The following is a 23,739-nucleotide window of genomic DNA, read 5'->3' as shown; positions in this document are numbered from 1 at the left end:
GGGTGGGTGGGTGAGGTCAGGCGGCCACGGTGAAGCCGTGGCGGATGGCGAGGACGTCGAGCGAGGCCCGGCCCGGGATGCCGTCCGCGGCGGCGCCGGAGAACCCGCAGCGGCGCTGCCACAGGCCGTACGCGTCGACGGTGGCCGAGCCGAAGTGCCCGTCGGCGTAGTCCTGTTCCAGCAGGCCTTCGGCGACCAGTGCGTCCTCGACGGTGCGGGTGCCGGGGTAGCTGACCGGGGTGCCGCTCTGCGGCGGGTCCTGGCGGGCCGCGGTGATCAGCTCGGACAGGGACACGACGTCGCCCTCGGGCGCGGGCTCCGGAGTGGGCTCCGGCGCCGGCTCGCCCGGGGCCGGCCGGTCGCCGCCGAGCAGCTCGGCGACCCGGCCGCGGATCGTGTCCATGGTGAGCGCGGGCCCGTCCTCGTGGCCGATCGGGCCGCGGGGGTCGACCTTGCCCGGCTGCCATTCGGAGTGGCCGATCACGGACTCGGCGCCCCATCCGTGGGCGCGGCAGATACCCGCGGCGGTCCGCGCGATGGCCTCGACCTGCTGCTCGGGCCACGGGTCCTCGTCGTCGCCCAGGTTGATGCACTCGAAGCCGTAGAAGTGCCGGTTCCCGTCGGTGGTCGCCTCGTCGTCCCCGGGCAGCGGGGACTGCTCGGCGATCACCGCGGCGAGGACGTCGGGGTCTCCGCTGCCCGCGTGGTTGGCGCGGCCGTAGCCGATCAGGTGGACGGTGCCGGCCTTGTCGATCACGCCGTGGCACAGCGGGCCCGGGAGCTCGCTGTATCCGGTGCGGCAGAGCTCGACGGAGTAGTCGGTCCCCTCGGTCACGGTGTGGTGGATCATCACCCCGTGCAACGGGCCCCAGGGGCCCTTGTGGTCGCGGTTGTGGGTGCGCCAGGAACCGACCTCGACGACGTCGACGCCCTCACCGGTGATGGCGTCGAGGAACGTGGATGCGGACAGTGGGGAAGCCATGCGAGGTGTCCTCCGGACATGGAAAAACGCCCTCGGCGCGGTGCCGGGGCGTGCTGGGGGCGCGGGTGCGCGTGTGGGGGCGGGGCAGCGGCTGGGGCGGGAGCAGCGGCTAGAGCATGGCTAGCGCCATGATCGCGGGATCGAGTCCGACCTCGCCGGTCGACTGGTTCACGGTCGCCGGCAGGGAGGTCTGGCCGCTGGGGATGCACCAATGGCGCTGGAAGTGCGTTCCGAGGCTGAAGTTGCCGGGGTTGGCCGGTGCCTCGTTCTGCACGTGGAAGTAGTAGAAGTCGGTGGCGGCGCCGGCGGACATCAGGAACGCGGCCCAGTAGCGGCCGGGAGCGAGCGTGACCGCCGCGGAGAGCGGGACGGGCACGGGGCCGATGTGGCTGTTCACCGCTGCGGGTGCCATGCCCGTGCCCTGGCCGGCGGCCGGCAGGTTCGACACGAGCGCGGACGTGGCCACCCTGGTGCCCGCCTCGTTGTAGATGCCGACGTAGAAACGGGCGGCGGGAACGGCCGTGGATCCGGCCCACCCGCGGGCGTGGATCACGACGTGGTTCACCTGCGTGCTCTCCGTGATGTTCATTCCGGAGAAGTAGATCCGGCCGACGACCACGGCCTTCAGCGTCGTGGGGTTGGCCACCGAGGCCGGATCGACCGACCAGGCCTGGAAGCCCAGGGCCTGCGGCGTCCACGCGTTGCGCCCGTTGGAGCCCACGGCGAAGGTGCGGCCGGAGGTCTCCTGGACCATCAGGCTGCCGCCGGCCGTCCAGAGGTTCACGCCGCCGGTGTTCGCCGCGCTGGGCCCGGTGCCCGCGTCGATGGCCAGGACGCCGGTGACCCCGGCGCCGATGCCGACCGCACCGGCCGCGCCGCCGACCCGCAGGTTCTTGTCGACGTAGCCGTTGCCGGCCGTGAACCGGACGCTTCCCGACTTGCGGAAGCTGACCAGCTCGGCGTCGGTGTCGCTGAGGATGCGCAGCGGATCGGTGGCGGACGCGTCGGCCTTGACGACGGCGCGTCCGTTCAGGTTCGCCAGCGTGTTGGTGACGATCTGCCCGTCCTTGTTGATCGCCGTGTACAGCGCGTCGGCCGCGTTGGACGCCTTGAACGCGTCGGCAGCCGCACCGGCGTACTTGATGCGCAGCGTCCCGGTGGTGTCGGTGACGTCTCCGGCCGGGTCCTTGAGCGCGCCCACACTGGCGGCGTTCAGGACCACGGCTCCGGTGGCCCCGTTGACGGAGGCCACGGCGCCGCCACCGCCGGAACCGACGGTGACGACGGTTCCGTTGGCCTGCCGCACCTTCATCACGCCGCCCTCGGCGTACGCGACGACTCCGTTGGCGGGGTTGGCCGTCGGCACGACGGAGGCGTTCTTGAGGGCGAGGACGTACGTACCCCCGCCGAAGTCCGACGCCATGTCGCCGATCGCCATGTTGTAGGCGGTGTTGGCCAGGGCGTTGCTGTACCAGGAACCGTCCTTGAGGACGGTGAAGCGGTTGGGGTCGGTGCCGTTCCCGTAGACGTTCAGCGGCGCGTTCGTGCCGTTGCCCCGGAAGACGGTGACGACGTTCGCATTGGTGCCCGTGGCGGACAGTGCGCCGACGTCCGCGGCGCTCAGGACGATGTCCGGGCCGAGCTTCGTGTTGACCGTGTTGACGTTGCCGTTGCCGGGGTCGCCCTTGGGCCCCTGGACGCCCTGGATTCCTTGGACGCCCTGAGGGCCGGTGTCCCCCTTCGGGCCCTTGAGGTTGCCGACGGACGAACCCCAGCCGGATGCTCCGCGCTGCCACATGTCGCCGCTGTCGGTCCGGATGAGGATGTCACCCGGCTTGGCGTCGGAGCTCGGCGTGCTCGCGTTGTTCAGGAAGATCTGGGAACCGTGGATGTCCGCCCCGACCTTCGCCCACGTGCCGTTCGTCTTGCGCCAGTTGGTGACGGTGGTGTGGGTGAGGCCGAGCAGGGTCCGGGTGTCGTACTGGACGTACCAGTCGGTGTTGACACCCTGGGCGGCAGTCGGGGCGGCCGACCCGGTGAGGATCTGGCTGCCGACCACGGGCACGAAATTGGGCGTCGTCGGGTCCGTCGGGGCGAGGTCGGCGATGTCCACGACCGGTGTCTCACTGGGCAGCAGGACGTTGTACGACCGGTTGGCCGGTACGCCCGTCAGCTGCTCGGCGACGATGTACGACCAGCCGCCCGGGCTCATGCCCGGGGCGTCGGTGGCCGGCAGGACGACCTCGAACCGGCCGGTCGCGTCGAGCGGCGCGGTGACCGGCCCGCCGAGGACCACGTCGGACGCGGAGAACGTCAGCATCGCGGGCGCACGCCACACGACCTGGCCGGCGAGGGGGGTTCCGTCGGGGGCGAGGTAGCGGCCGGTGACGGTGACGGTGGGAATGGTGTCGGGCAGTGCCATCGGCGGCGCTCCTTGCGGGGTTGGGTCAGCCGACGCCGTGGACGCGCTTGAACGTCGCCCAGACACCCTGGGCGGCGCCCGTGCGTCGGGCCTGCAGCTCCACGGCGAGGAGCTGGCCGTAGGTGAAGTTGGGGATCGTGTACGTGTCGTCGATGTTGTCGCTGGTCTCGACGACGGTGCCGTTGATGATCAGCCGGAGCTCGCCGCCGTCGCCGACCGTGGCCTTGTGCGCGAGGATGCGCACCTTGCCGTGCTCGGTCTCGATGTGCGCCTCCTGCAGGGTTTCGAAGCTGGTCGACTCCGTCTTGGGCCAGCGGACCGGCTGCGCGTCGAACCAGGGCTGCGCGAGGTGCGGCCGGTGCAGGCCGCCCTGCTCGATGTTCTCGGCGAAGATCTCGTTCCCCTTGGCGTCGTAGAGACGCAGCACCTGGGGATTGACCTTGTCGTCGCCGTTCCAGATGCTCAGGGCGAGGGAGTTGTCGCGACGGCGGATGATGGTGCCGAACTCGTTCTCGCCGTAGTTGGTGCCCAGATGGCCGATCTTGAAGTGTTCGACCCCGCTCGCCGACTTCACGCTGAGCTGGCCGCCCTCGCCGACGACCACGTCGCCGGCCAGCACCTGGTTCAGTGCCGGCCGGATGTTGGCCCGGCCGGTCAGCTGCTTCACCTGCCGTTCGAGCTGGGAGATGCGGTCGAGCACGTCCTGCGGGATGTTGGGCATTACGGGACCTCCAGATACAGGCGGGCGGTCTCGGACCGGCCGCGCTCGGGCGGGTTGACGGACATGCCGACCACGCGGAAGCGCGCGTCCAGGGCGGTCGGATGCCACAGGTCGCGGATGCGGACGCGGACGGTCGCGCCGATCAGCGCGGGTGTGATCTCACCGCCGAGCGCCACCGTGATCTCGGGGATGGTGACCGGGACGAGGGCGGCCCGACGGTCGGCCTCGGCGTGCGCGTTGAGGGTGGCCTGGAGGCTGACGGTCGAGTAGTCGCTGTACCCGTCGAGTCGCGGCCACCCCGCGTCGAGGTCGTCCTTGGAGACCAGCAGGGGTGAGGTGATCGGGTAGCTCTCGGCCGCCTGGTTGCGGTTGGTGCTGGCGCCCCGGCTCTGCCAGGCGTTCGCCTTGGCCGTGGCGTCGGTGGGCCACGTGTACGCCAGGATCGGACCGGGGTGGTCGAGGACGACGTCGGCGGCGCCGGTACGGATGATCGGCTGCCCGAGCTGCAGGTGCTTCGTGCGCCTGCCGTCGGCGTCGCGGTAGCTGGCGATGCGCCATTCGAAGCCCTTGTCGAGCGCTGCGAGGTCGTCGATCAGTTCGCCGACGCTGTGCAGGTCGTACCGCAGATAGGTGTGGTCCCGGAGGACCCCGGAGAGCCCCGTGTCGTAGGTGATGCCGATGTCCCCGCCGAGGGTGTCGGCGGAGTAGTCGACCAGCTGCCGGACGATGTCGTACTGGTCGACGTCGTCGGCGATCTGGGTGTCGTAGACCAGGCGCCGGTAGAGGTACGACTCCCAACCGCCGGCCTGGATCTGCGCGCCGAGGAAGCCGCGGGCGTTGCTGGCGAGGGACAGCGTCCAGACGATGCCGCCCCACCAGATGTCGCGCCCCCGCTCGACCCATACGCCCGTGCGCCCGGGGAGGATGGTCTTGCGGGCCCGTTCGGCCATGGCGGCGTTCGGGATCGGAACGGTGCCGGTGAGCCGGCCCGTCTTGCCGATGTAGTCGTCGAGGGAGACGCCGTGCACGGGCAGGACGTCGATCAGCTCGTCCGACCTCAGGTCGCAGAAGAGCAGGCGGTAGGGGGTGGTCACAGCGCCTCCCTTCACACGACGAAGCAGCCGGATACCCGGATGTTCCGGCCGTTCTGGATCGAGCCGCCGCCCGTCCAGGTGCGCAGCGTGATCTGGCCGGCGGGGTTGAGATAGGCGACGCCGCTGCCGAACCCGTCGCTCGCGGCGAGCTCCATTTCGTACACGGGGCGCCATCCGGCGGGCAGGGTCACGAGCAGGCTGTCGGGAAAGCTCCCGTCCGCGGGCACGGTGATCGCCGTGCCGGTGCGGTTGACGGTCACGGTGAAGGACTGCACGCCCCCGACGCGGCGGGCGTGGTAGGAGACGAACGAGTACCCGGCCGCCACGACGGTCCCGGTCGTGCTGACCGCGGTTTCGAGCGGCGGCTTGTAGGTCTGCCACTGGCCGGCGGCGGCGTTCCAGCGTTCCAGCGCGGAGCCGGTGTCGCGGTACTGCCCGTCGTAGGCGCCGTTGAAGGAAAGGCCCCAGCCGCGCGGGATGATCCCGCCGGCCGCGGCGGTGTAGCGGCGGCGGTCGCCGAGGGCGGAGGCCCAGCCGATGCCGCCCGTGCCCGTGCTGGTGCCCGCGGGTACGGTGACGTCCCACAGGCGCAGGCTCGCGGCCGGAAGCGTCGGAGGCTGCGGGCTGGCGGCCGCGGTGCCCTGCACGATTTCGATGACGGCGGTGTTCGTCGTTCCGCCGAAGAGCGTGTCGCTGACCCGCAGGACGACGGAGTCGATGCGGCCGTTCTGCGCGGCCCCGTCGGCGAACGTGAGGCTCACCGCGGAGTCGTTGGCGACCGGGTAGGCGCCCTGGGCGTCGGTCCCCTGCACGATCGCCCGGCCGGGGCCGATCTGCAGGGTCATCGCGCCCGCCCCGGTGGCGGCGAACGGGTCGCCTCCGGCGAGCACTCCGTCGCGTACGCGCATCTCCGTTTCGTGGATCACGGTGGCGGTGGGGGCGAGACGGGTGTCTTCCCTGGTCTGTCCGGTGGGTGTCAGCCATGCCGAGCGCACGGTCACGGGCGGTTCTCCTTACCAGTAGGCCGAGCGGTAGCGCACGGTGACGGTGGCGTCGGGACTGCTGTCGGGTCCCGCGCGGAAGATGAAGTTCGTGACGCCGGGCCGGAGCGTGAAGGTCCGCTCGGGCACGGACCGGCTGGTCACGGTGTAGAGCCGCGAGGCGGTCCGGTTCAGCAGGACGGTTCCGTCGCGGGTGTCCACGGTGAGGACCTCACCCGCGGCGAGCGGGATGTCGTACTCCAGCACCTCGTCGGTATCGACGTTGACCAGGGACGGGGTGACGATCGGGCCCCGGAACTCGATGACCGGATACGTCGGGGCGTCGCCCGTGTTCACCGCGACCAGGGCACCGCTGCTGCTCGACGACCCGAAGTCCATCGGCCAGGCCGCGGGCCAGAGCAGACCGGACTCGGGGGTGGGCAGCGAGGCCGTGACCACCCGCTCGACCAGCTCGTACCTCAGCGGGTCGGAGGCGGTGAACTGCACCGCGCCGCCCGTGATCGTGCCGAGACGGTAGCCGATGCCCGCCGGAATGCTCCGGCGGGTCGCGCGGGCGTAGGCCAGCAGTGGCCCGCGGTCGTCGAGCCACGCCACGAACGGGAGCTCGTCCACCCGGGGGGCGGTGCCCGCGTTCAACGCGCCGACCACGGCGCCGATCCGCTCGCGCGGAGCCCGGACGATCAGGCCGTCGAGGCCGATCGTCCGGGCCTGTGCGAGGAGCGTGCCGGGCAGCTCGCCGTGCGCGTCGCTGCGCGCGACGGAGCCGGAGTCGAGGGCGGGGAGCTCCTCCCAGCCCGTGAGGGAACGCCACAGGTAGGGGGTGCCGGCGCCGAGCAGGAGGTTGCCGTACTGCACCTGTCCGGGGCGGGTGATCAGTGATCCGGGAGCCACGGTCATCCCCTTGCCTTGGCGAGCCAGTGGAGGGCCCGGGCGTTGTCGTCCGGGCTGCCTTGTTCGGCGGCGTGCCAGTTCTCGATGTGGACCATGGCGCCGCCCGCCCCGCCCGCGGCGGCGAACGGGTTGCCGAACCCGCCGGTGCCTGCGCCCGCGAAGGCCTGGGCGAAGGCGGGTACCGCGGGCGGGGTGATGAGGTTGCGCATGGTGCGGTCGACGGCACCCGCACCGCCCTCGATGCCCTTGACCAGACCGGCGGGGATCCACCGGCCGACGTCGCGGGCCATGACGCGCGAGGGGCTGTGGATGCCCAGGGCCTTGGCGATCGGTCCGGGGATCAGGTCCTTGGCCCAGCTGGTCAGGGTGGACCTGAGCCAGGAGCCCATGCCCTGGATGCCGTTCCACAGGCCGCGCACGACGTCGCGGCCCTTGTCGACGAGCAGCGATCCGAGGTCGCCGATGCCGTCGGCGATGCGGCCGGGAAGGCCGCGCATCCAGTCGACGGCTTCGCCGGCCTTGGTGACGATGGAATCGCGGAAGTCGCTCAGTGCCTGGACCGCACGCTCGCGCATCCGCCCCGCGAACGGGGCGAGCGCTTCGGCGGCCCGGCCGGGCAGACCGGTGATCCAGTCGATGGCGGCGCTGATGCCGTTGCCCACCCATTCGGCGATCTGGCCGGCGATCTTTCCGATCAGCTCACCGGCCGCCTGAACGGCGCCCTTGGCGAGTTCCCAGGCCTTGCCGAAGTCCCCCTGCAGCAGGGCGACGATGGCGCCGATGATCGGTATGACGACCTGTTCGATCACGGCGGCGAGGCCGTTGGCGAAGATGGCCGCGAGCTTGCCGACCAGCTCGATCAGGGGAGTGATCAGCGGCATCAGGGCGTTGATCGCACCGATCAGCAGTTGTCCGATGGCGGGCAGGAGCGGGGCGAGTGCGACGAGGATCTGCCCGAATGCCTGGCCGATCGTCGCGAGCGACGGGGCCAGCGCGAGCAGGAGTTGGGCGAAGATCGGCAGGATCGTCGCCGCGAGTTCGCCCAGCACCTGCGCGAACGGGGTGATCAGAGCGGGCAGTTGGTCGAGGACGGGGGTCAGCGCACCGGCCAGGGCGTCGACCAGGATGCCGATGACCGGCCCCAGCTGCGCGATGACCGTGCCGACCGCCTGCAGCAGCGGCGTGATCGCGGGCAGCAGCTTGGCGACGAGGTTGCCGATGACCGGCAGGATGGGCGATACGGCCTTCATCAGGATCCCGAACGCGTCCGCGGCGGCGGCGAGCACCGGTCCGAGCGCGTCGACGATCGGCTGGAGGCCCTTGCCGAGGGAGGCGATCAGTCCGGCCAGGGGCGGCCCGAGTGAGGCGAGCGCGGGACCGAGGGCGCCCGCGAGGGACTTGACCAGGGGGCCGAGCGCGCCCGCGAGCGCGGCCAGGACCGGCCCACCGGCAGTCGCGAGGGCGCCGATCAGCTGCCCGAGCGCGGGCAGGATCTCGCCCACGGCACCGAACAGCGCGCCCAGACCCTGGGCTGCACCCCCGGCACCGCCGGCGACGCCCTGGAAGAACCCGCCGAGTCCGGTGCCGAGGGAGCCCAGACCGGTGGAGAGGGCCTGGACGACCGGCCCGGCCGCCTGAACGGCGGCGACCAGTCCGGGCATGGCCCCCTGGGCCAGGGCGCCGATACCGGAGACGAGCGGGGCGATCAGTGGAGCGACGCCCTGGAACAGGGCGCCGATCTGCGGGGCGAGCTTGTCGAAGATGCCGCTGAGCTGGCCGGCCGCGTTGGCGAACGGCTTGACCAGTGGGGCGGCAAGCTCCTGCATCTTGCCCTTGACGTGCTCGCCCATCTCCGAGAAGGCGCTCTTGACCTGCTCGTTCTCCTTGAGGACCGCCGCGCCGAGGCCGATCACGGCCAGCGGGACGGCCGCGAGCGCACCGGCGGCGACGACCGCGCCGCCGGCGAGCAGTTTCGTACTGGTGGCGGCGGCGCCGATGAGCGGGCCGATGCCGGCCAGACCGCGGCCGGCCTTCTCCGCTCCCCCGCCGACGCCGTCGCCGAGGGCGGTTCCCATCTCGTCGCCCGCGGCGGCGAACCGGCCTTCCATCTCGCTCAGTCGGCCGTCGGCGTCCCGCTGGAGCCCGTCGAGCGCTGCTTCGGTTCGGTTGATTCCGGCCTGTGCACCGGAGTCGTCGAGGTCGATGTAGCCGGTGAGCTCGCCGATCGTGAGGGCCATGAAACACCCCCTGATCCGTGTCTATTGAGTTCGAGTCGCTGTTCGGTCGGCCTGCTGGCCGGTGAGCCGGGCGATCTCGGCCGGGTCGCTGACCAGGCGGGGCGTGTTCCGCCACGCGTTCGCGAACCGGGATTCCGAGGGGAGTCCGGCGAGGAGTACGAGGAACCGGCGCGTGGACATGCGCGCCAGTTCCTCTGGGGTGGTGCCGTATTCGCGGGCCAGGTCGGCCTCGACGGCCGCCCAGTGGGTCAGGACCGCGTGCCAGAACTCCGCGGCTTCCCCTTGCCCTTCGCCTTGGGCCGGGCCGGACCCTGCCGCGGACCCGCTTTTCCCGCGGTGGCCTTCACGGCCTCGCGCTGGTCGTACAGTTCGGCGGCGCGCTCCATGGACACGGTGCCCGCCTCGGCGGTCTGGGCGGTCGCCCACAGCAGGACGATGCCGAGCCGGCGGTCGTCCATGCCGCATTCGGTCCAGTGGTCGACCGCGTCCGGGCCGAACAGGGAGCCGAGCAGGCGCCGGATGTCCTCCGGCCGCGCCGAGTGCTGGACGCGCTGCAACTGCAGGGTGAACAGCGTGGGGAGGCTGGCCGGGAGGGTGTAGGTGCGCCCGTACAGGCGCAGCGGTACGCCCTGCTTGGCGGGCTCGGCCTGCTCGGCGAAGAAGGCGTCGAAGTCGGCGACCTCGACGCCGCCTTCCGCGCCGTCCTCGAAGCCGGCCCCGTCCTCGAAGCCGGCCCCGGCCTCGGAAGCCTCGTGGTCGAGGGCTTCGGTCACGGGGTCACCGCCGCCGTGGTCGGGGCACCGCACCGCGTGAACGTCGCGGACCACGAGGTCATGGCGTTGGTCTCGCCGCCGCGCTCGCCGGGGGTGACGGTGCACTCCCACACGGTCCACTGCGTCTGCGACACGTGCCGGTAGCGCATGCGGCCGCGGGACTCCTCGCCGAACTTGAAGGCCCAGGTCTTGTCGATGTAGTTCTGCGCGGCGTCGCGGGTGCCGGCGGTCGAGGAGTACTGGCCGCTGACCTCGATCGTCGAGCCGCGCTGCATGATGTCCTGCTCGTAGTACCCGTCGGAATCGAAGTTCGTCGTGTCCGCGGTCTCTTCGTTCTCGCCCGGATTCTCGGTCCAGGACTGGAGGTTGGCGAGGCGCAGGAAGGTGTTGGGCGTACCGCCCTCGACCTCGAATTCCCAGCCGCGCGCGTCGATGGGCCGTCCCATGGGTGTCTCCTATTCGGTGCGGTGTGTGGTGGGGGCCGACACGTCGAGGTCGAAATTGACCACGTGTTCGTGGCGGCCGGATGCGTCGGGGCCCAAGGGGGCGGGGGTGCCGCGGGCGGCCGACAGGACGAGCCACGTGCCGTCGGCGAGCCGGACGCCCGCGAGGCCGTGCAGCTCGCCGTAGATGGCCCGGCAACGGGCGCGGGAGGTCCGCGGGTCGGGCCCGCCGCGCACCCGGACCTGGAGGCGCGGGCGGTCGTACGCGCTGCGGGCGTCGGGAGCCTCGCCGTCGTACAGCCACAGTGCGACCGCGGCGTCGGGGGCGGGCGGCATGTTCTCGATGAACAGGTCGCCGGATGTGCCGGCCGGGTCGTACGCGGCGTGTCCGGCGGCGGCGAGCAGACGGGCGATCCCGTCGAGGAGGTCAGTCACGCAGCGACCTGCGCAGCTGGGCGGCGATGATCGCGGCGACCGTGCCGGCCTCCTCGGTGAGGGGGCCTTCCAGGTACTTCGCGGTGCGTCCCGCGTCGTGCCGGTAGCCCAGCTCCTCGTGCTGCCGGACCGCGTACGGGGTGTCGTAGGCGACGGCGGCCGTGAGCCGGGACTCGTCGACGGTGGCGGTTCCGCTGCGTTCGAGGGTGGCCTCTTCGAGCGGGACGCGCTTGCGGGATTCGGTGAGGACGTGCTCGGCGGCGAGCCGCAGGCCCCGGACGGCGCCGTCCCGGGTGCCGCGCAGGGCGGCGTCGCCGTTCCAGTCCAGGCGGGAGCGACGGGTCATTCGACGCTCACCTCCGTGGACTGGGGCACGGGCAGGCCCGGCGCCGTGTGCCGCGCGACGGCGAGCGCCCGGGCGGTGCGGCCGCCGGGCAGGGTGATGCGGGACTCGGGAGGGCAGTCGAGGCCGGGTGCGCAGATGATCTGCGCGGTACTGGTGACCTCGCGTCCCTCGCGGTCGCGGACGGTCCGGACGGCCTCGGAGACCAGTGCGGGCACGTCACCGAGCGGCGGCCCGTACGAAGGCCCGTAGGCGGTCTCGCCGCGGTACGGCTCGACGGTGATCCGGTGCCGCATGAGCCAGCCGGGGGCGTTCACAGGATCACCCCCGGCAGGAGTCCCGCGCGGGTGAGGGCGCGGGTGGCGCGGGGGGCGAGGTCGACGTCACCGGCCACGTGCGGTCCGTCCTTGCGGCCGGACAGGGACACGGGGCCGATGGACACGCTGTCCCATCGGGAGGCCGCGCCGGTGCCGTCGTCGCCGGTGGCCTGCTGGTACTCGACCTGGGCGCAGACGGCGTCGGCCAGGGCGGCCTGGGTCCTCGGATCGGTGGGCATGCCCGCCGCGTCCGTGTCGTAGAGGGCGGTCAGCAGCGCGTCGTCGACGTCCTCGCTCGCGCGGGCGAGCAGGCGGTCGGCACCCGGCGGGGCCGGTTGGCCGGTCCACGCCGTGAGCTGCTCGGGAGTGGCGTAGACACGGCCCACAGGTCACTCCTCCGTCTTGGCCTTGGACGGCGAACGCCCCGCGGACCTGGTCCGCGGGGCGATGGCCGGGGTGTCCGACGCGGTGTCCGGCTCGGCGCCGGACTCGTCGGCCTCGTAGTGGCGGCGCAGCAGCACCGGGGGCTCCTTCCGGATCAGGTGGCGGAGAGGGTGCCGACGCAGACGCCCTTGTCGTCGAGGCGCTTGACGGCGTAGTGCACGTTCGTGGTGATCACGGTGGTGCGCTTGAGGATGTCGCGGTCGGTCTCGACGATCGGGCGCCGCTTGTAGACCGCGCCGAGGGCGTTGCGCTTCATGATCAGGAACTTGCCCGCGGGGATGCGGTTGCTGATGAAGACGGGCATTCCGGCGATGGTGCCGGCCATGCCCGTACGGACGGCCGTCTCGCCGCCGAGCTTGGACGCGTCGACGAACTGCGGGTCGAGCGAGGCCTCGACGTGCTGGGCGCTGTTCAGGAACAGACCGGCGAACTCCGACGGCTCCCACTCGTCGCCGAACTTGGCGAGGGCGGGTACGACGGCATCGGCCCACGTGAACTTCGTCTTGCCGGCCGCGGTGGTGAAGCTGTACGGGGTGCCGCCGCCCTGGGCGGTCTCGTCGGCCTGCGCCTGGGCGATCAGGGCCGCGTCGACCTTGCGCGCGGCAAGGATGCCGAACTGGCGCTGGGCCTCGTCGCTCGGGTCGCCGAGGCCGGAGAGCAGGGCCTTGTCCGTGATCTCGACGGCCTTGCCGGCCTCCTTGATCTTGGCGGTGCTGGAGCGCTGGCCCATCACGGCGGTGGTCATGGCGACGCCCTCGGTGAGGTCGTCGAGGTCGCCGAGGGCGTCCCACTTCGGGAAGTTGACGGTGTCACCGGGCTGGCCGACGAGGGTGTCGGCGGCGAGGACGGCGCCGGAGTTCAGGACGCGCACGGAACCGGTGAACTGGGCCTGTGCGAGGTCGCCCCAGACTTCCGGGACGATCAGGTTTGCTGCGTTGGTCGTGGGCACGTGGGCCCTCCTTTACGAGGTGCCGGCGAGACGCCGGTAGGTGTCGGGGTCGCTCCGGTGCAGCTGGACGCGCTGGCCGTAGCTCATGGCGGCGAAGTGGGCGGGGGTGATCCCCTGGGGCTGGTGCGTGAACTCGGCGCCCCCGCGGGTCGGTCCGGCCGGCGGCTGGGCGGCGAGCTTGGAGTTCACCGCGACGGCCGCCTCGATCGCCGCGCGCACGGCGGCGGTGTCGGCCGGGTCGATGCCGGCGAGGGACGAGGAGAACGCCCGTGAGTCGAGCAGGGCCTCGGGGTCGCCGCCGGCCTCGCGCGCGGTGCGGTAGACGGCGAGTTCGACGGCGGTCTGCCGGGCGCGGGCCCGTTCGTCGGTGAGCTGCCGGGTGAGCAGGTCGGGGTCGGGCGGGGTGTCGGCCTCGACGAGGCCGAGGGCCCGGCCGATCTGCTGGGCGAGCTCGGCGCGGGCCTCGTCGGCGGCCTTCTGCTTGGCCGTGACGCGGGTCTTGCCGGCCTCGGCGCGGGCCGCGGCGAGGTCGGCCACGAGGCGGGCGATGGTGTCGGCGGTGTCCTGGGCCGCCGGGCCGGTGCCCGATGCCGGGGCGGTGGGCTTCGGCGCGGTGCCGGCCGGGTCCTGGCCGGCCGGTGCGCCCGGCTCGCCGTGCCGTTCCTGGTCGACGCCCGGGTCGGAGCCCTCGGGTCCGCCCTGGGCTGCGGTGTGGGAACCGGTGCTGTCGGTGGTCATCGGGTGTCCTCCTGGGGCCGTCGGGCCCGCTCCTGGCGGGCTTCGGGGCATACGGAAGGGGCCCGCGCCTGGCGGGCCCCTCGGGTGGTGCAGGTGGTGCGGGTGGTGCGTGAGCGCTGGGCGGCGGGCTGCCCCGGCCCGGCCTCGCGGCGGGCACGGGACCGGTTCCCGGCGGACCTGTCCGCCGGGACGCCTCATGCGTCGTCGTCGACCTCCGAGACCAGACGCAGAGTCAGTTCCGCGCTGGCCAGCATGCGGGGGATCTCGATCGGGAGGCCGGCGAATTCCTTCCTGACCACCTCGACGGGGTCGACGCGACGGGTGGTGCCTTCCCGACCCGTCGCCTCGATCACATAGCGGTGTCCGCGGGGCGCACCGGGGTCGGGCGCCACGTCCCACCGTGCGCCGTACTTCTGGATCAGGTAATCGGCGACGTAGGCCATCAGGTCGCTGTGCAAGGTGATCCAGTCGGACGGTTCGAACTCGTCCAGCGGGGCCCGGTCGACGTAGTCCTGGAGGGCGGGAACGAGGCTGATGGGATCGCGGGAGTAGACCTCGGGCGCCACTCCGAGCATGTCGGCGAAGTCGACGGCGTTGTGACGCAGCCCTTCGGCCCACTCCTGGAGGTCCGGTTCGCTTGCCTCGGTCATGCGCGTAGCCTTCCGTCGGCCGTCTACTTCCTGGGGGCGGGCCCGTACTCGACGAAGATAATGCGGGCCTCGATCAGATAGTCCCGCAGAGCCTGTGACGGGGGTGCGTGCACGAAGACCCAGCGTGGATCGAATCGCGGGTTCGCGCGGCGGAGCGCCAGATCCTTGTGGATCTGCTGCTTGATGCCGGCGCTGAGGGGCACCTCTCCCCTGACGGTGCGCTGGGAACCGTCCTCGAGGGTGATCGTCCTCCACTCGAGGTAGTGCTTGACCTCCACGGCCAGGGTGCGCCCGTCCGGCATGTCCACCGGGACGTCGACGTGGCGTCCGCCCGGCGTGTCCACGGGGTGGTCCTGGTGGTCGTTCTTCGGCACGCGGTAGTGCCGCTCGGGTGCTCCGCCCGCCAGGCCGCGAACGTAGTCCTCGGCACCCTTGTACCGTTCCCGCCCGTGGGGCATGGCCCGCATCTGCCGCAGCGTGCGCGTCGCCCTTCCGGGCATCAGTTCACGAGGCCGCCGTGCGGCGGCGTGGTCCGCGTCGGGGCCGCCGTCGGGCTCGACCCGCTCCGCTGCGTCGCGGGTCGCCTCCCGCTGCGCCGGCGGTTTCGGGGCGCCCTCCCGCGCGCGCCCGCGTTCGCGGCGCAGCTCGGGACGGGCGGCGAGGTGCTCGCGCAGGGCGCCCTGCCACTGGCGCGTCTTGGCGGCGGCGGCCTTCTTGGCCTCGGGGGTGACGGCGGCGGCCTCCCGGCGCCGGTGCTTGCGGATGTTCCGCTCGATCTCGCGCCGGCGCTGTCCGGCGCGGTAGCCGTCGGGGTCGTTCGCGGGCTCCTGGACCCGGGTGACGCCCGGGGTGTACGCGCTCACGCTGTGGCGGCAGTTGGGGTGCTGGAATCCGGCGAGCCGGGCCTCGTCCAAGGTGCCGGCCACCTCGACGGAGACCATGCGGCCGTCCTCGATGGCGTGCTCGACCTCGACGGTCCGCGCACCGGCGGGTCCGGAAAGGGCCAGGACGCGGCCCTCCCAGCGGCGGCAGAGAGGGCATTCGCGCGGGGCGTCGCTGACGACGACCAGCTCGATCCCGGCCTCGGACAGCGTCCGCATGTGGGCCTCGGTCGCGGCCCGTCCGACCGCGGTGCGGACGGCCATCTCCGCGTAGCTGTCGAGCCGCCAGCGGCGGCCGGCCTTGTCGGTGAAGCCGCTGATGCCCTGGTCCGCGAAGCGGCGCATGGCGTCCTGGGCGGCCTGTCCGCGGGTGCCGCTGCCGATCAGCGGCGCGGCCGAGACCTCGGCGACGACCGAGCGGTAGGTGTCCTCGACCGCGCGCAGGATCGAGCGGTGCGTCGAGGTGACGACGCCGACGGTCTCCTGGACGAGCCGGTCGACGGCCCGCGCGTTGGGGACGGCGTCGTCGACGAGCCGGCGCGCGTCGTCGGACAGGGCGCCCAGCTCGGCCACCGCCGCCCGGTGGCCCTCGTCGTACGAGCGGGCCACCGCGTCGCGGACCTCCTGCGAGACGGAGTCGCCCAGCTCGTCGACGACGGACTGCGAGGCGCGGCGCAGCTGCTGCACGGCGGCGAGTTTCCGCTCGGCCCAGTCCGGGGCCTCCAGCCCGTCGGCGAGCCGGCGGGCGATCACGACGATCAGCCGCAGCTCGGCCTGTGCGTACAGGTCGCGGGTGCCGGTGGCGAGGTCCTCGACCATGCCGGGGTGGATCGCCACGTCCACCCCCTGCATCGGCTACATCGGGAAGGACCCGACGGGATCGGGGACGTCGGCGCCGGTCTCGGCGAGGATGGCCAGGCGTTCGGCCTCGACCTGGGCGTCGTCCCAGTCCGGGTGCAGGATCTTGATCTTGGTGCCGGTGCTCACCGCTCCGGCGCGGGACAGCAGGTCGAGCGTGGTCGCGGTCGACTGCTCGGATTCGGCGACCCCGTCGCGGAACTCCACCCGGGGCCTGCTCGGCGTGATGGGCCGGCCGAACAGACCGGCGTCGAGCTGCAGCATGACGTGCGTCATCTCGGCGATGCCGTGCCGCCAGTAGCCGGCCTTCTTCTTCCGGGTGACCATGCTGCGCTGGGTACGGCTCTCCACCTCGGTCGCGGTGACGGCCCGGCCGCCACCGTCGAGGCCGAAGCTCTGGGGCGAGTATCCGGCCGCCTGCGCGGCCTGCCGGACGATCGCCTCGGCGGAGCGGGCGTGCTCCTCGACGCGGATGTCGAACTGGGCGAGCGTGATCGTCGAGCCGTCGTTCGGCGGCATCTTGAGCGAGTGCCAGATCTCGCGGTCCTCGTCGAACGAGGCTCCGGCCCCGGGGCCCTCGTTGCGCAGGTACCCGTCCGGGACGATCAGCCGGCCGCGGGCGAGGCGGATGTCGCGCATCCAGCTCGTCCACACCATGTCGAGGCTGTCGAACAGGTCGTGGACGGGCGCGGCGTAGTCGCTGCGCCCGATCGGCGACGCCCGGTGGAGCCGGTTGGGCAGCATGTTCGGGATGTAGGCGGCGGTGAGGTCGCGGATGCCGGTGCTGATCGACTGCCCGTCGCCGTCGGCGTCGAGGGAGTCGGCGAACTCGGCGGTGTCGGGGTGCTCGGTGAGCGGGACCGCGTGGCCGATGCTGGTGCCCGTGCCCTCGTAGAGGGCGTGCACGATGCGGCCGCTCTCGTGGCGTTCGATGTGCCGCCAGACGACCGACTCGCCGGAACCGTCCAGCTCGCGCCAGAAGTTGACGGCCCGCAGCATGCCGAACCGGAACTCCGGGATGCTCGCGTCGGGCTGCATCACGGACAGGATCGGCCGGTCCGCGACGTCGCGGTCCCACGTCACCCGCAGGAACACCCCGGAGAGCGCGGCGGCCTGCTCGGCGGCGCCGAGCAGCGTGCTCTGCACGCGGCCCTCGTCGAGCAGCTGCGAGAGGCGGGCCTGCGTCGCGGGGTCCTCGACGGTGACGGCCGGCATGTCGGCGAACAGCAGGTCGGCGGAGGTCGAGGCGATGTCGCCGGCCAGGGGTACGTGCAGCCGCTGGTCGCGCCGGCCGGTGCGCTGCTCGGCCGAGGCCCGCCCCCACAGCCGGCGGCGCTCCGGGGCCTGAGGGTGGTGGCCGTAGATCCGGGCGAGGCGCGCGGCGTCGCCGGTGTACCAGGCGTCGTCGAGGCGCATCGCGGCGTAGTGCGAGGCCCATGCCGGGGGCGGCCACGGGGCATTGTTCTCAGGCAGTGCCATGGGTGGTGTCCTCTTCGGTCTGGGCCCCGGTCCGGGTCTCGCACGCGTCGGCGGCCGTTCGGAACAGGGCGGCGAGGTGGGTGAGCAGCCGCTCGCCCGGGGCGAGGGCGACGGTGCCGATGTCGACGGTGTGGTCGCCGACGGTGAGCCGTACGGGCAGGGTGGGCGTCGTCATGCGGCGGCCTCCTTACGCGGTGTTGGTGAGCAGGTGCCGCCACTCGCGGACCGTGGAGTGGATGACGTAGCGCAGCGCGTCGCAGCTGTGGTCGTTCTTCTTGACGGGCTTGTCGTCGCCCCGGTCGGCGGCGGACTCGTCCCAGACGTATCCGGGCAGTTCGTCGAGGAGACCCCGGCACGACCGGTGGACGCGGAGCAGGCCGGCGCCGAGCAGGCTCGCCACGGAGCGGATGCCGTCGACGACTTCGTTCGAGGCGCGGGTCACGCCCGGGTAGGAGTCGGCCCACAGCTGGGTGATGAAGCTCGCCGCGCTGGGGTCGACGAACGTCCACTCGGGGACGACACCGAGCTCGGCCACCCATTCGCGCAGTGCGGCCGAGTACTGGGCGTCGGTCAGCTGCCGGCGCGCGGTGCGGGAGTCGTGGCGCCATTCGGCACACGCGTACATGAGGCCGTCGACGCCTTCGCCGAGGAGGATCGCGGACGTGGCATTGACGGTGCCGTAGTCGATCCCGATCCAATACCGGCGCATTTCCGGCAGCTCGTCGACGACGTGCTCGGCCTCGTCCCACATGTCGTAGATGGCGCCTTCGGCCTGCACCCACATTCCGAGCACATTTCTTTTGTAGAAAAGACCCGTGTGTGTGGATTTGATTCTGGATTTGTATTCCTCGTCGAGACCTGGGTTGTCGTCGAGCTGGAAGTGCCATGACCTCAGGCGGGCTTCTGCGGGTCTTTGCAGGTAGTCGCGTCGCAGCCAGTGCGCGGGGTTGTCGGGGTTCGTTGTTGCCTACCGGCACTGAGGACCCGGACGAGCTGGATCGCGCAGAACTCCGCGAGCGCATGGCCGAGCGTCCCGGCCATGCGCTCGCGTGCCCTGACGGCACCCGTCAGTCGGCCTGCCGGTAGCCCCGACGCCCGGTCGGGTGCTCCGTGACGGTCGCGCCGCGCCGGAGCTTCGTACCGTCCTCCTGCGCCGTGTCCGGCGACGGCCACCGGCCACGGCTGATGTGCGCCCGGATGGTGACGGGCTGCACGCCCGTCGCGGCCGCGATCTCCGTCACGGTGCCGAGCCCGTGGGCGGCGATCCCGGCGGACGTGACGCCGTAGCGGCCGGGGGCCGTCCGCCGACGGGACCGGGCGCGGTGTGGCCGAGCCGCAGGTACCCCGTCGCCGGACGCCCGCCGGGTACAGATGCCGCCGTGGAACGCGCGTGGGTGGGTCGTCGCTACTTCTTCGCGGTGCGGCTGACGCCCGACGCGATCTGCGAGACGCGCGGCACGGAGATGCCGAGCAGGTCGGCCACCTCGGCCAGGGAGCGCGTGGTGCGCAGCTCGACGACGGCGGCCTGCCTGGTCGCGCGCAGCTCGGCCTGGAGTTCGGGCACGGCGTCGAGGACCGTACCCACCGCGCGGGCGCGGACGGCGGGGTCGGGGATGGTCGCGAGGTTCGCGATCACGGAGCGGATCGCGTCGATGGCGGGGGAAGTCTCGGTCATGAATTTAAGGCTACCCCTAGACAAGGGGTTAGGGGTACCCCTAAACTGGTGTCACACCGAGAGGGAGAGGGGGGAGAAAATGAGCAAGGATGATGTGGTCTTCATCGCCACCATCGCGGGTGTGGTCCTCACGGGGATCGGCGCGATGGGGAGCGTGATCGGCGCGTGGTTCGCTCGCGAGGCCGTCAAGCGTCGCGGGAAGCACCGCCGGTGAAAGGGCCGGAGGGGGCGAGAGCAAGTCGCCCCCTCCGGGCCACCCCATCATCTCAGGTCATCGGCCGCCGCAGGCGGCCCCGCCGTCAGGCCCGGCGGTAGCTGCGCCGTTTGGCCAGGTGCTCGATGACGGTCGCCCCCCACCAGAGCTTCGTGCCGTCCTCGCTCACCTCGTCCGGCGACGGCCACCGGTCGCGGCTGATGTCCGCCCAGATGGTGACGGGTTGGACGCCGGTCGCGGTCGCGATCTCGGTCACGGTGTAGAGGCGGGCCGGTTCCAGCGGTGCCGGTTCGCGGGTGTGGTGTGCGGCGACGAACGCGGCCACCGCGTCCGGGGCGTACTCGAAGCTGCGCCCGCGCTTGCCGAGAGGGGCGGGCCACTCGGGGTGTCGGCCCCATCGGGGGTTCCCGGTGACGTAGCGGGCGCTCTTGCCGTAGTGGGCGGCGATCTCGGAGAAGGTGACGCCGTCGCGGCCGGGGGGCGGGACGGGGGCGCTGTTCGTTACCATGGGGGCGATCTCCTCTGAGGGGATTCGTTGGGCCGACGGGGTTTGCTCACCGCCCCTGGGCGGAGGTCTTCGGACCGGGCCCCGTCGGCCGTTCTGCGTCTCGGGCCGCGATCTCCCCGCCCGTGAAGCCGGTCGCCGGTCACGCCGACGCGTAGGGCTCGCAGGGGCCATTTTACAGCTGTCGCGCCACACATTCCAAGCTCCGCACGGAAGTCCGTCTTGTCCCGGGCGGCCGCGCCTGCTGCGCCCGCCGTCGCCTCCCGCTTGTTCGCGAACGGGGATCCAATCCGCATCGGGACTTGCAATGTGTGCACTCAAGCTTGTAAAGTAGTTCTTGTCGGAAGGGGCGAGCACCCCGGACGGCGAACGGATCTCAACTCAAAGGGGAATGAAATGAGCAGGGACGATGTGGCCTTCATCGCGACGATCGCGGGTGCGGTCCTCACGGGGATCGGCGCGCTGGGGAGCGTGATCGGTGCGTGGTTCGCTCGCGAGGCTGTGAAGCGTCGCGGCAAGCACCGCCGCTGAACCGGTCGGAGGGGGCGACGCGAGTCGCCCCCTCCGGGCGTCCACGAGGGAGGCTCGGCGACGGCCGGGCGCGTACCGGGTGCCCGGGGCCGGTGGTGGTCACCCGGCCGCCCCCTGCGCGTGCAGCGCCACCGGGCGGCCCTCGGCGTACGCGGCGCACCACTCGGCGGCCACGGCGCGCACGGTGCGCCCCATCATCGACGTGTCGTCGGCGGGGTCGAGCGCGGCCAGGCTGCGCACCACCGGGGACGGCGGGGCGGTGACGTGCGTGCCGTGCAGCGCGAGACCGTCGCGCAGGGCGGCGAGCACGTCGAGGGTGGACAGCCGCACCGCGCTGCCGTCGGCGAGCCGGTACGGGTGCACGAGGCGGCGGCCGTCGCGCCGCTGCTCCACGGCGTGCAGGCGGCGCGTGAGGGACGTGGGTCGGCTCATCGGCTGCGGGCCCCCTCGTCGGCTTCGAGGGCGGCCAGGCGCTGTTCGAGGTCGAGGGATTCCCGCAGCGACAGGCACGCGTCGAGCAGGGTCCGCGCGGCCTGCACGCGGGCCTGTCCCTTCTCGGTGTCGAGGGCGTCGACCAGGGCGTCCACGGCCTTGGTCGCGCCGGCCGCGAGCCGCCCGACGGCGAGGCGCAGCAGCTCGGTGCGCATGTCGGCGACCTCCCGCTGGAACTCGGGGTCGTCGAGCCAGCGCAGGATGGTGCGCCCGGACACTCCGGCGGCGGTGGCGGCCTGCCCGGTCGTGCTGCCCTGGGCGAGCGCGAGGACGGCGGCGGGGCGGTGCTTGGCGGTCACGATGGGGAACTCCTTACGGCACGGCCTCGCGCGCGTGCGCGAGACGCGGTGCGACGCGGACGGACATCGGGAGGGGAGAGGGGGAGCGCGGAGTGCAGGGGTGTGCAGGGTTTCCCGGTGATCCCCGTACTCACCCGCGTGAGGGAGTTTCGGAAAGCCCTGCACGGTCCTGCACCCGGGTCGCTCGGTGCGCCGGTGGGCACGCCGGTCACAGCGGCTCGTCGTCGGTGTCGGCGGCGAGCATCAGCCCGAGGTAGAACTGGCCCGCGCTGCGCCGGGTCTTGCCGTGCCCGCGCTTGGTCATCGACTCGGCGAACGTGGCTTCGCTGCCCGGCTGTTCGCCGTTGTCCGCGCACCACCGGGACCACGCGGTGAACAGGTCACGGGCCTTGACGACCGCGTGCGGGGACGTGAGGGTCCGCTCGTCGAGGAAGCGGGCCAGGACATCACTGGCAGCCTGATAGGCCGCCGTACGGACGCGTACGGCCTCGGGCGGGTTCAGCCCTTGCCGCCGGTAGTCGAGCCACCCCGCGTACGCCCACGCGAGGACGGCGGGCGCTGCGGCCTTGAGCCGGTCGGGGAGGCCGGGGTCCCGGTCCCGCTCGGGGATCGTCACGTCGAACGGCACGACCAGGATGCGGCGCCACACCGCCGGGTCGTCGCCGGAGACGGCGGGCAGGAAGTTGGTCAGCATGACCAGCGTGTGCGACGGGTCGAAGGTGATCGGGTTGCGGTGCATCAGGTTCGCCTCGATCGGGTCGCCCCCGACGAGCCGCTTCATGGTGGCCTCGGCGAACCGGCGGCCCTTGTCCGTCTCCGAGCAGAACGCCAGGCGCGCGCCCCGCAGCCGCATCTTGAACGCCCCGTGCCGCTCGTGCTTGGACTCCATGAGGATGGCCGGGTCCACCTCGATCGCGTAGTCCCCGAAGGCGGACATGAGCGCGTCGCGCAGGGTGCCCTTCCCGTTGGCCCCGCTGCCGGTGAAGATCGGCATGACGTGCTCGGTGACCTCGCCGAGCATGGCGTAGCCGAACAGCCGCTGGACGAAGGCCCGTACGGTCTCGTCGGGCAGGACGCGGGCGAGGAAGTCGAGCCACTCCGCCCCGCCCTCGGGGTCGAGCGGACCACCGGCCACCTTGGTCAGCAGGTCGGCGCGGTCGTTGGCGCGGACCGTGCCCGTGCGCAGGTCCACGGTTCCGGCGGGGGTGTTGAACAGGCGGGGGTCGGCGTCCAGCGCGCGCGACGGCGTGGAGATCGGCGGCAGCGCGGACGCGATGCGGACCATGCCCTCGATGCCCGTCGCCGACTCGGACCGGCGGATGTCCTTGAACAGGGCGTCGCGGTCCTGGCCGGTGAGGTGGTCCAGTTCGCCGAGCGCGGTCTTGACGGTGGTGACGGCGGCCTCGATGTCGGCACGCTGCTCGTCCACCGCCCACCGGGCTCCGTCCCACCGGTGCCAGCCGATGCCGTGCACGTGGCGCAGGTGGCCGGCGTGCTCCGCGACGAACCGCTCGGCCATCCGCAGGTGCCCGCGGTGCCGCTCCGGGTGCGCTGCCTGGGGCGCGTCGTACGGGGCCGGGGCGGTGAGCAGCCGCACCGCCGGATCAAGCGGCACCGGTGGACCGTCCGCCGGTACGGGTGCGGTGTGGGGCGTGGTCACGCGGGGGCTCCTGGGGCTGGTTGTGGGCGAGGTCGGCCTGCCTGCCGTCGGCGAGGCGGTGGCGCCAGCTGCCCGGACGTCCGGGGACGGCGACGGGCGGCCAGCCGGGGGAGGCGGCCACCGGGCAGGCGCGGGCGGGCTCGGCGCGCTCGCGACGGGCGCGCAGCTCGGCGAGGGTGGGGCGGCGGGCGAGGTCGCCCGTGATGGTGCGGGCGTGCGCGTTGGCGTCCGCCGTGACCACCGCGTACCAGCGGTCGGGGTCGGTGCTGAGCAGGTGGTCGAGCCATGCCTCGCGGGCGGCGTGACGGCGCCACTGCTCGGCGGCCGCGAGGATCGCCACCGTGCGGCGCGGGTCGGCGGCGGCCAGCGCGCGCCATGCCGGGTCGCCATATGCGGGGGCGTCGCCGCCGCCGAGCGCGGTCGCCTGGGCCGATGCCCACAGCGCCACCGCATCGTGCACGACGGCCTCGGGCGGCTGCGGCGGGTCGGCCGTCATGCCGCGTCGCGGCGGGTACCGCGCGCTCCCGTGGTGGTACCGGCACGCGGGCGGGCGCGGAAGACCAGGCGCAGCCGCTCGCGCTGCCGCGCGCTCAGCGGGGGTGCGGCCTCGACCACGGCCCGCAGCTCGGCGGCGTAGCGGTCGGTGCGGTCGGCGTCGTCGGTCGCGGGGGTGTCGCTCATGGGTGGTCGGCTCCGTGGGTCCGG

At 72.6% G+C, this 23,739-nt stretch carries 32 protein-coding genes; 2 read left to right on the top strand and 30 right to left on the bottom strand.

Annotated elements, in window-relative coordinates; translation table 11 throughout:
* Positions 1–16: 16 nt before the first annotated feature.
* From ACIGFK_RS07580 to ACIGFK_RS07465, 24 genes are all read right to left on the bottom strand, one after another.
* Positions 17–982, bottom strand: a complete 966-nt coding sequence (locus ACIGFK_RS07580) for an N-acetylmuramoyl-L-alanine amidase (protein ID WP_376660264.1) — start codon at positions 980–982, stop codon at positions 17–19.
* 109 nt (positions 983–1,091) lie between these two features.
* Positions 1,092–3,404, bottom strand: coding sequence for a hypothetical protein (locus tag ACIGFK_RS07575; RefSeq protein WP_400050915.1), 2,313 nt, complete (start codon positions 3,402–3,404; stop codon positions 1,092–1,094).
* 25 nt (positions 3,405–3,429) lie between these two features.
* A complete protein-coding gene (locus ACIGFK_RS07570; protein ID WP_376660262.1) occupies positions 3,430–4,125 on the bottom strand; it encodes a hypothetical protein in 696 nt (231 codons plus the stop codon).
* Positions 4,125–5,219, bottom strand: coding sequence for a hypothetical protein (locus tag ACIGFK_RS07565; protein ID WP_400050913.1), 1,095 nt, complete (start codon positions 5,217–5,219; stop codon positions 4,125–4,127). Before ACIGFK_RS07565 ends, ACIGFK_RS07570 begins: the two co-directional genes overlap by 1 nt.
* A gap of 11 nt (positions 5,220–5,230) precedes the next feature.
* A complete protein-coding gene (locus tag ACIGFK_RS07560; protein ID WP_376660260.1) occupies positions 5,231–6,220 on the bottom strand; it encodes a hypothetical protein in 990 nt (329 codons plus the stop codon).
* 12 nt (positions 6,221–6,232) lie between these two features.
* Positions 6,233–7,117 carry a phage distal tail protein gene (locus tag ACIGFK_RS07555; protein WP_376660259.1) on the bottom strand — a complete coding sequence of 295 codons (885 nt, stop codon included), beginning with the start codon at positions 7,115–7,117 and terminating at the stop codon, positions 6,233–6,235.
* Positions 7,114–9,348: a hypothetical protein gene (locus tag ACIGFK_RS07550; protein ID WP_400050910.1), complete on the bottom strand. Its 2,235-nt coding sequence runs from the start codon at positions 9,346–9,348 to the stop codon at positions 7,114–7,116. Before ACIGFK_RS07550 ends, ACIGFK_RS07555 begins: the two co-directional genes overlap by 4 nt.
* A 21-nt stretch (positions 9,349–9,369) precedes the next feature.
* Positions 9,370–9,528 (bottom strand): hypothetical protein, encoded by a 159-nt coding sequence (locus ACIGFK_RS07545; protein WP_376660257.1) that lies wholly within the window; start codon positions 9,526–9,528, stop codon positions 9,370–9,372.
* A gap of 68 nt (positions 9,529–9,596) precedes the next feature.
* Complete coding sequence (locus ACIGFK_RS07540; RefSeq protein WP_376660256.1) at positions 9,597–10,121, bottom strand: hypothetical protein; 525 nt, start codon at positions 10,119–10,121, stop codon at positions 9,597–9,599.
* The gene (locus tag ACIGFK_RS07535; protein WP_376660255.1) at positions 10,118–10,567 is read right to left on the bottom strand and encodes a phage tail tube protein; all 450 of its coding nucleotides are present in this window, start codon (positions 10,565–10,567) and stop codon (positions 10,118–10,120) included. Before ACIGFK_RS07535 ends, ACIGFK_RS07540 begins: the two co-directional genes overlap by 4 nt.
* Before the next feature lie 9 nt (positions 10,568–10,576).
* Complete coding sequence (locus tag ACIGFK_RS07530) at positions 10,577–10,999, bottom strand: minor capsid protein (RefSeq protein ID WP_376660254.1); 423 nt, start codon at positions 10,997–10,999, stop codon at positions 10,577–10,579.
* Positions 10,992–11,345: a hypothetical protein gene (locus tag ACIGFK_RS07525; RefSeq protein WP_376660253.1), complete on the bottom strand. Its 354-nt coding sequence runs from the start codon at positions 11,343–11,345 to the stop codon at positions 10,992–10,994. Before ACIGFK_RS07525 ends, ACIGFK_RS07530 begins: the two co-directional genes overlap by 8 nt.
* On the bottom strand, positions 11,342–11,659 hold the full coding sequence (locus ACIGFK_RS07520) for a hypothetical protein (protein WP_376660252.1): 318 nt from the start codon (positions 11,657–11,659) through the stop codon (positions 11,342–11,344). The genes ACIGFK_RS07525 and ACIGFK_RS07520 overlap by 4 nt, the downstream gene beginning before the upstream one ends.
* Complete coding sequence (locus ACIGFK_RS07515) at positions 11,656–12,045, bottom strand: hypothetical protein (protein ID WP_376660251.1); 390 nt, start codon at positions 12,043–12,045, stop codon at positions 11,656–11,658. The genes ACIGFK_RS07520 and ACIGFK_RS07515 overlap by 4 nt, the downstream gene beginning before the upstream one ends.
* 3 nt (positions 12,046–12,048) lie before the next feature.
* Positions 12,049–12,180, bottom strand: coding sequence for a hypothetical protein (locus ACIGFK_RS07510; protein WP_376660250.1), 132 nt, complete (start codon positions 12,178–12,180; stop codon positions 12,049–12,051).
* Positions 12,181–12,197: 17 nt separating this feature from the next.
* On the bottom strand, positions 12,198–13,052 hold the full coding sequence (locus ACIGFK_RS07505) for a phage head protein (RefSeq protein ID WP_400050906.1): 855 nt from the start codon (positions 13,050–13,052) through the stop codon (positions 12,198–12,200).
* Between the two features lie 12 nt (positions 13,053–13,064).
* Positions 13,065–13,790, bottom strand: coding sequence for a hypothetical protein (locus ACIGFK_RS07500; protein ID WP_376660248.1), 726 nt, complete (start codon positions 13,788–13,790; stop codon positions 13,065–13,067).
* 194 nt (positions 13,791–13,984) lie between these two features.
* Complete coding sequence (locus tag ACIGFK_RS07495) at positions 13,985–14,440, bottom strand: hypothetical protein (RefSeq protein ID WP_376660247.1); 456 nt, start codon at positions 14,438–14,440, stop codon at positions 13,985–13,987.
* 23 nt (positions 14,441–14,463) lie between these two features.
* Positions 14,464–16,158, bottom strand: a complete 1,695-nt coding sequence (locus ACIGFK_RS07490; protein WP_400050905.1) for a phage minor capsid protein — start codon at positions 16,156–16,158, stop codon at positions 14,464–14,466.
* Positions 16,159–16,176: 18 nt separating this feature from the next.
* Complete coding sequence (locus ACIGFK_RS07485) at positions 16,177–17,658, bottom strand: phage portal protein (protein ID WP_376660245.1); 1,482 nt, start codon at positions 17,656–17,658, stop codon at positions 16,177–16,179.
* Positions 17,645–17,833 carry a hypothetical protein gene (locus ACIGFK_RS07480; RefSeq protein WP_376660244.1) on the bottom strand — a complete coding sequence of 63 codons (189 nt, stop codon included), beginning with the start codon at positions 17,831–17,833 and terminating at the stop codon, positions 17,645–17,647. Before ACIGFK_RS07480 ends, ACIGFK_RS07485 begins: the two co-directional genes overlap by 14 nt.
* 12 nt (positions 17,834–17,845) lie before the next feature.
* Positions 17,846–18,442 (bottom strand): terminase, encoded by a 597-nt coding sequence (locus ACIGFK_RS07475; protein WP_376660267.1) that lies wholly within the window; start codon positions 18,440–18,442, stop codon positions 17,846–17,848.
* A 283-nt stretch (positions 18,443–18,725) separates the two neighbouring features.
* Positions 18,726–18,899 carry a hypothetical protein gene (locus ACIGFK_RS07470; RefSeq protein ID WP_376662232.1) on the bottom strand — a complete coding sequence of 58 codons (174 nt, stop codon included), beginning with the start codon at positions 18,897–18,899 and terminating at the stop codon, positions 18,726–18,728.
* A gap of 164 nt (positions 18,900–19,063) precedes the next feature.
* Positions 19,064–19,333, bottom strand: a complete 270-nt coding sequence (locus tag ACIGFK_RS07465; protein ID WP_400050902.1) for an RNA polymerase subunit sigma-70 — start codon at positions 19,331–19,333, stop codon at positions 19,064–19,066.
* Between the two features lie 79 nt (positions 19,334–19,412).
* Between ACIGFK_RS07465 and ACIGFK_RS07460 the strand changes: the two genes are divergently transcribed.
* A complete protein-coding gene (locus ACIGFK_RS07460) occupies positions 19,413–19,547 on the top strand; it encodes a hypothetical protein (RefSeq protein WP_376662234.1) in 135 nt (44 codons plus the stop codon).
* 85 nt (positions 19,548–19,632) lie between these two features.
* On the opposite strand, the gene ACIGFK_RS07455 is transcribed toward ACIGFK_RS07460, so the two are convergent.
* Complete coding sequence (locus tag ACIGFK_RS07455; RefSeq protein ID WP_376662235.1) at positions 19,633–20,055, bottom strand: hypothetical protein; 423 nt, start codon at positions 20,053–20,055, stop codon at positions 19,633–19,635.
* Positions 20,056–20,448: 393 nt separating this feature from the next.
* Between ACIGFK_RS07455 and ACIGFK_RS07450 the strand changes: the two genes are divergently transcribed.
* Positions 20,449–20,583 carry a hypothetical protein gene (locus tag ACIGFK_RS07450; RefSeq protein WP_376662236.1) on the top strand — a complete coding sequence of 45 codons (135 nt, stop codon included), beginning with the start codon at positions 20,449–20,451 and terminating at the stop codon, positions 20,581–20,583.
* A gap of 99 nt (positions 20,584–20,682) precedes the next feature.
* Here the strand turns inward: ACIGFK_RS07450 and ACIGFK_RS07445 are convergent, their stop codons facing one another.
* The 5 genes from ACIGFK_RS07445 to ACIGFK_RS07425 all read right to left on the bottom strand — a co-directional run bounded on the left by ACIGFK_RS07445 (position 20,683) and on the right by ACIGFK_RS07425 (position 23,715).
* Complete coding sequence (locus ACIGFK_RS07445; protein ID WP_376662237.1) at positions 20,683–21,015, bottom strand: hypothetical protein; 333 nt, start codon at positions 21,013–21,015, stop codon at positions 20,683–20,685.
* Entirely contained in the window at positions 21,012–21,374 is a 363-nt protein-coding gene (locus ACIGFK_RS07440) for a hypothetical protein (protein ID WP_376662238.1), read from the bottom strand. Before ACIGFK_RS07440 ends, ACIGFK_RS07445 begins: the two co-directional genes overlap by 4 nt.
* A 208-nt stretch (positions 21,375–21,582) precedes the next feature.
* Entirely contained in the window at positions 21,583–23,034 is a 1,452-nt protein-coding gene (locus ACIGFK_RS07435; protein ID WP_386467360.1) for a phage/plasmid primase, P4 family, read from the bottom strand.
* Positions 22,979–23,530, bottom strand: a complete 552-nt coding sequence (locus ACIGFK_RS07430; RefSeq protein ID WP_376662240.1) for a hypothetical protein — start codon at positions 23,528–23,530, stop codon at positions 22,979–22,981. Before ACIGFK_RS07430 ends, ACIGFK_RS07435 begins: the two co-directional genes overlap by 56 nt.
* Positions 23,527–23,715: a hypothetical protein gene (locus tag ACIGFK_RS07425; protein ID WP_376662241.1), complete on the bottom strand. Its 189-nt coding sequence runs from the start codon at positions 23,713–23,715 to the stop codon at positions 23,527–23,529. The genes ACIGFK_RS07430 and ACIGFK_RS07425 overlap by 4 nt, the downstream gene beginning before the upstream one ends.
* Positions 23,716–23,739 lie beyond the last annotated feature (24 nt).

It is taken from the genome of Streptomyces sp. NPDC085524, assembly GCF_044541755.1.
Classification (GTDB): domain Bacteria; phylum Actinomycetota; class Actinomycetes; order Streptomycetales; family Streptomycetaceae; genus Streptomyces.
This window is presented reverse-complemented; position numbering and strand designations above follow the sequence as displayed.

What these genes read in the sequence shown, in the direction of transcription:
- ACIGFK_RS07580 (WP_376660264.1), bottom strand. Translation starts at nt 982, where the DNA reads ATGGCTTCCCCACTGTCCGCATCCACGTTCCTCGACGCCATCACCGGT.
- ACIGFK_RS07575 (WP_400050915.1), bottom strand. Translation starts at nt 3,404, where the DNA reads ATGGCACTGCCCGACACCATTCCCACCGTCACCGTCACCGGCCGCTAC.
- ACIGFK_RS07570 (WP_376660262.1), bottom strand. Translation starts at nt 4,125, where the DNA reads ATGCCCAACATCCCGCAGGACGTGCTCGACCGCATCTCCCAGCTCGAA.
- ACIGFK_RS07555 (WP_376660259.1), bottom strand. Translation starts at nt 7,117, where the DNA reads ATGACCGTGGCTCCCGGATCACTGATCACCCGCCCCGGACAGGTGCAG.
- ACIGFK_RS07550 (WP_400050910.1), bottom strand. Translation starts at nt 9,348, where the DNA reads ATGGCCCTCACGATCGGCGAGCTCACCGGCTACATCGACCTCGACGAC.
- ACIGFK_RS07545 (WP_376660257.1), bottom strand. Translation starts at nt 9,528, where the DNA reads ATGTCCACGCGCCGGTTCCTCGTACTCCTCGCCGGACTCCCCTCGGAA.
- ACIGFK_RS07535 (WP_376660255.1), bottom strand. Translation starts at nt 10,567, where the DNA reads ATGGGACGGCCCATCGACGCGCGCGGCTGGGAATTCGAGGTCGAGGGC.
- ACIGFK_RS07525 (WP_376660253.1), bottom strand. Translation starts at nt 11,345, where the DNA reads ATGACCCGTCGCTCCCGCCTGGACTGGAACGGCGACGCCGCCCTGCGC.
- ACIGFK_RS07500 (WP_376660248.1), bottom strand. Translation starts at nt 13,790, where the DNA reads ATGACCACCGACAGCACCGGTTCCCACACCGCAGCCCAGGGCGGACCC.
- ACIGFK_RS07495 (WP_376660247.1), bottom strand. Translation starts at nt 14,440, where the DNA reads ATGACCGAGGCAAGCGAACCGGACCTCCAGGAGTGGGCCGAAGGGCTG.
- ACIGFK_RS07485 (WP_376660245.1), bottom strand. Translation starts at nt 17,658, where the DNA reads ATGGCACTGCCTGAGAACAATGCCCCGTGGCCGCCCCCGGCATGGGCC.
- ACIGFK_RS07480 (WP_376660244.1), bottom strand. Translation starts at nt 17,833, where the DNA reads ATGACGACGCCCACCCTGCCCGTACGGCTCACCGTCGGCGACCACACC.
- ACIGFK_RS07475 (WP_376660267.1), bottom strand. Translation starts at nt 18,442, where the DNA reads ATGTGGGTGCAGGCCGAAGGCGCCATCTACGACATGTGGGACGAGGCC.
- ACIGFK_RS07465 (WP_400050902.1), bottom strand. Translation starts at nt 19,333, where the DNA reads ATGACCGAGACTTCCCCCGCCATCGACGCGATCCGCTCCGTGATCGCG.
- ACIGFK_RS07460 (WP_376662234.1), top strand. Translation starts at nt 19,413, where the DNA reads ATGAGCAAGGATGATGTGGTCTTCATCGCCACCATCGCGGGTGTGGTC.
- ACIGFK_RS07455 (WP_376662235.1), bottom strand. Translation starts at nt 20,055, where the DNA reads ATGGTAACGAACAGCGCCCCCGTCCCGCCCCCCGGCCGCGACGGCGTC.
- ACIGFK_RS07450 (WP_376662236.1), top strand. Translation starts at nt 20,449, where the DNA reads ATGAGCAGGGACGATGTGGCCTTCATCGCGACGATCGCGGGTGCGGTC.
- ACIGFK_RS07445 (WP_376662237.1), bottom strand. Translation starts at nt 21,015, where the DNA reads ATGAGCCGACCCACGTCCCTCACGCGCCGCCTGCACGCCGTGGAGCAG.
- ACIGFK_RS07430 (WP_376662240.1), bottom strand. Translation starts at nt 23,530, where the DNA reads ATGACGGCCGACCCGCCGCAGCCGCCCGAGGCCGTCGTGCACGATGCG.
- ACIGFK_RS07425 (WP_376662241.1), bottom strand. Translation starts at nt 23,715, where the DNA reads ATGAGCGACACCCCCGCGACCGACGACGCCGACCGCACCGACCGCTAC.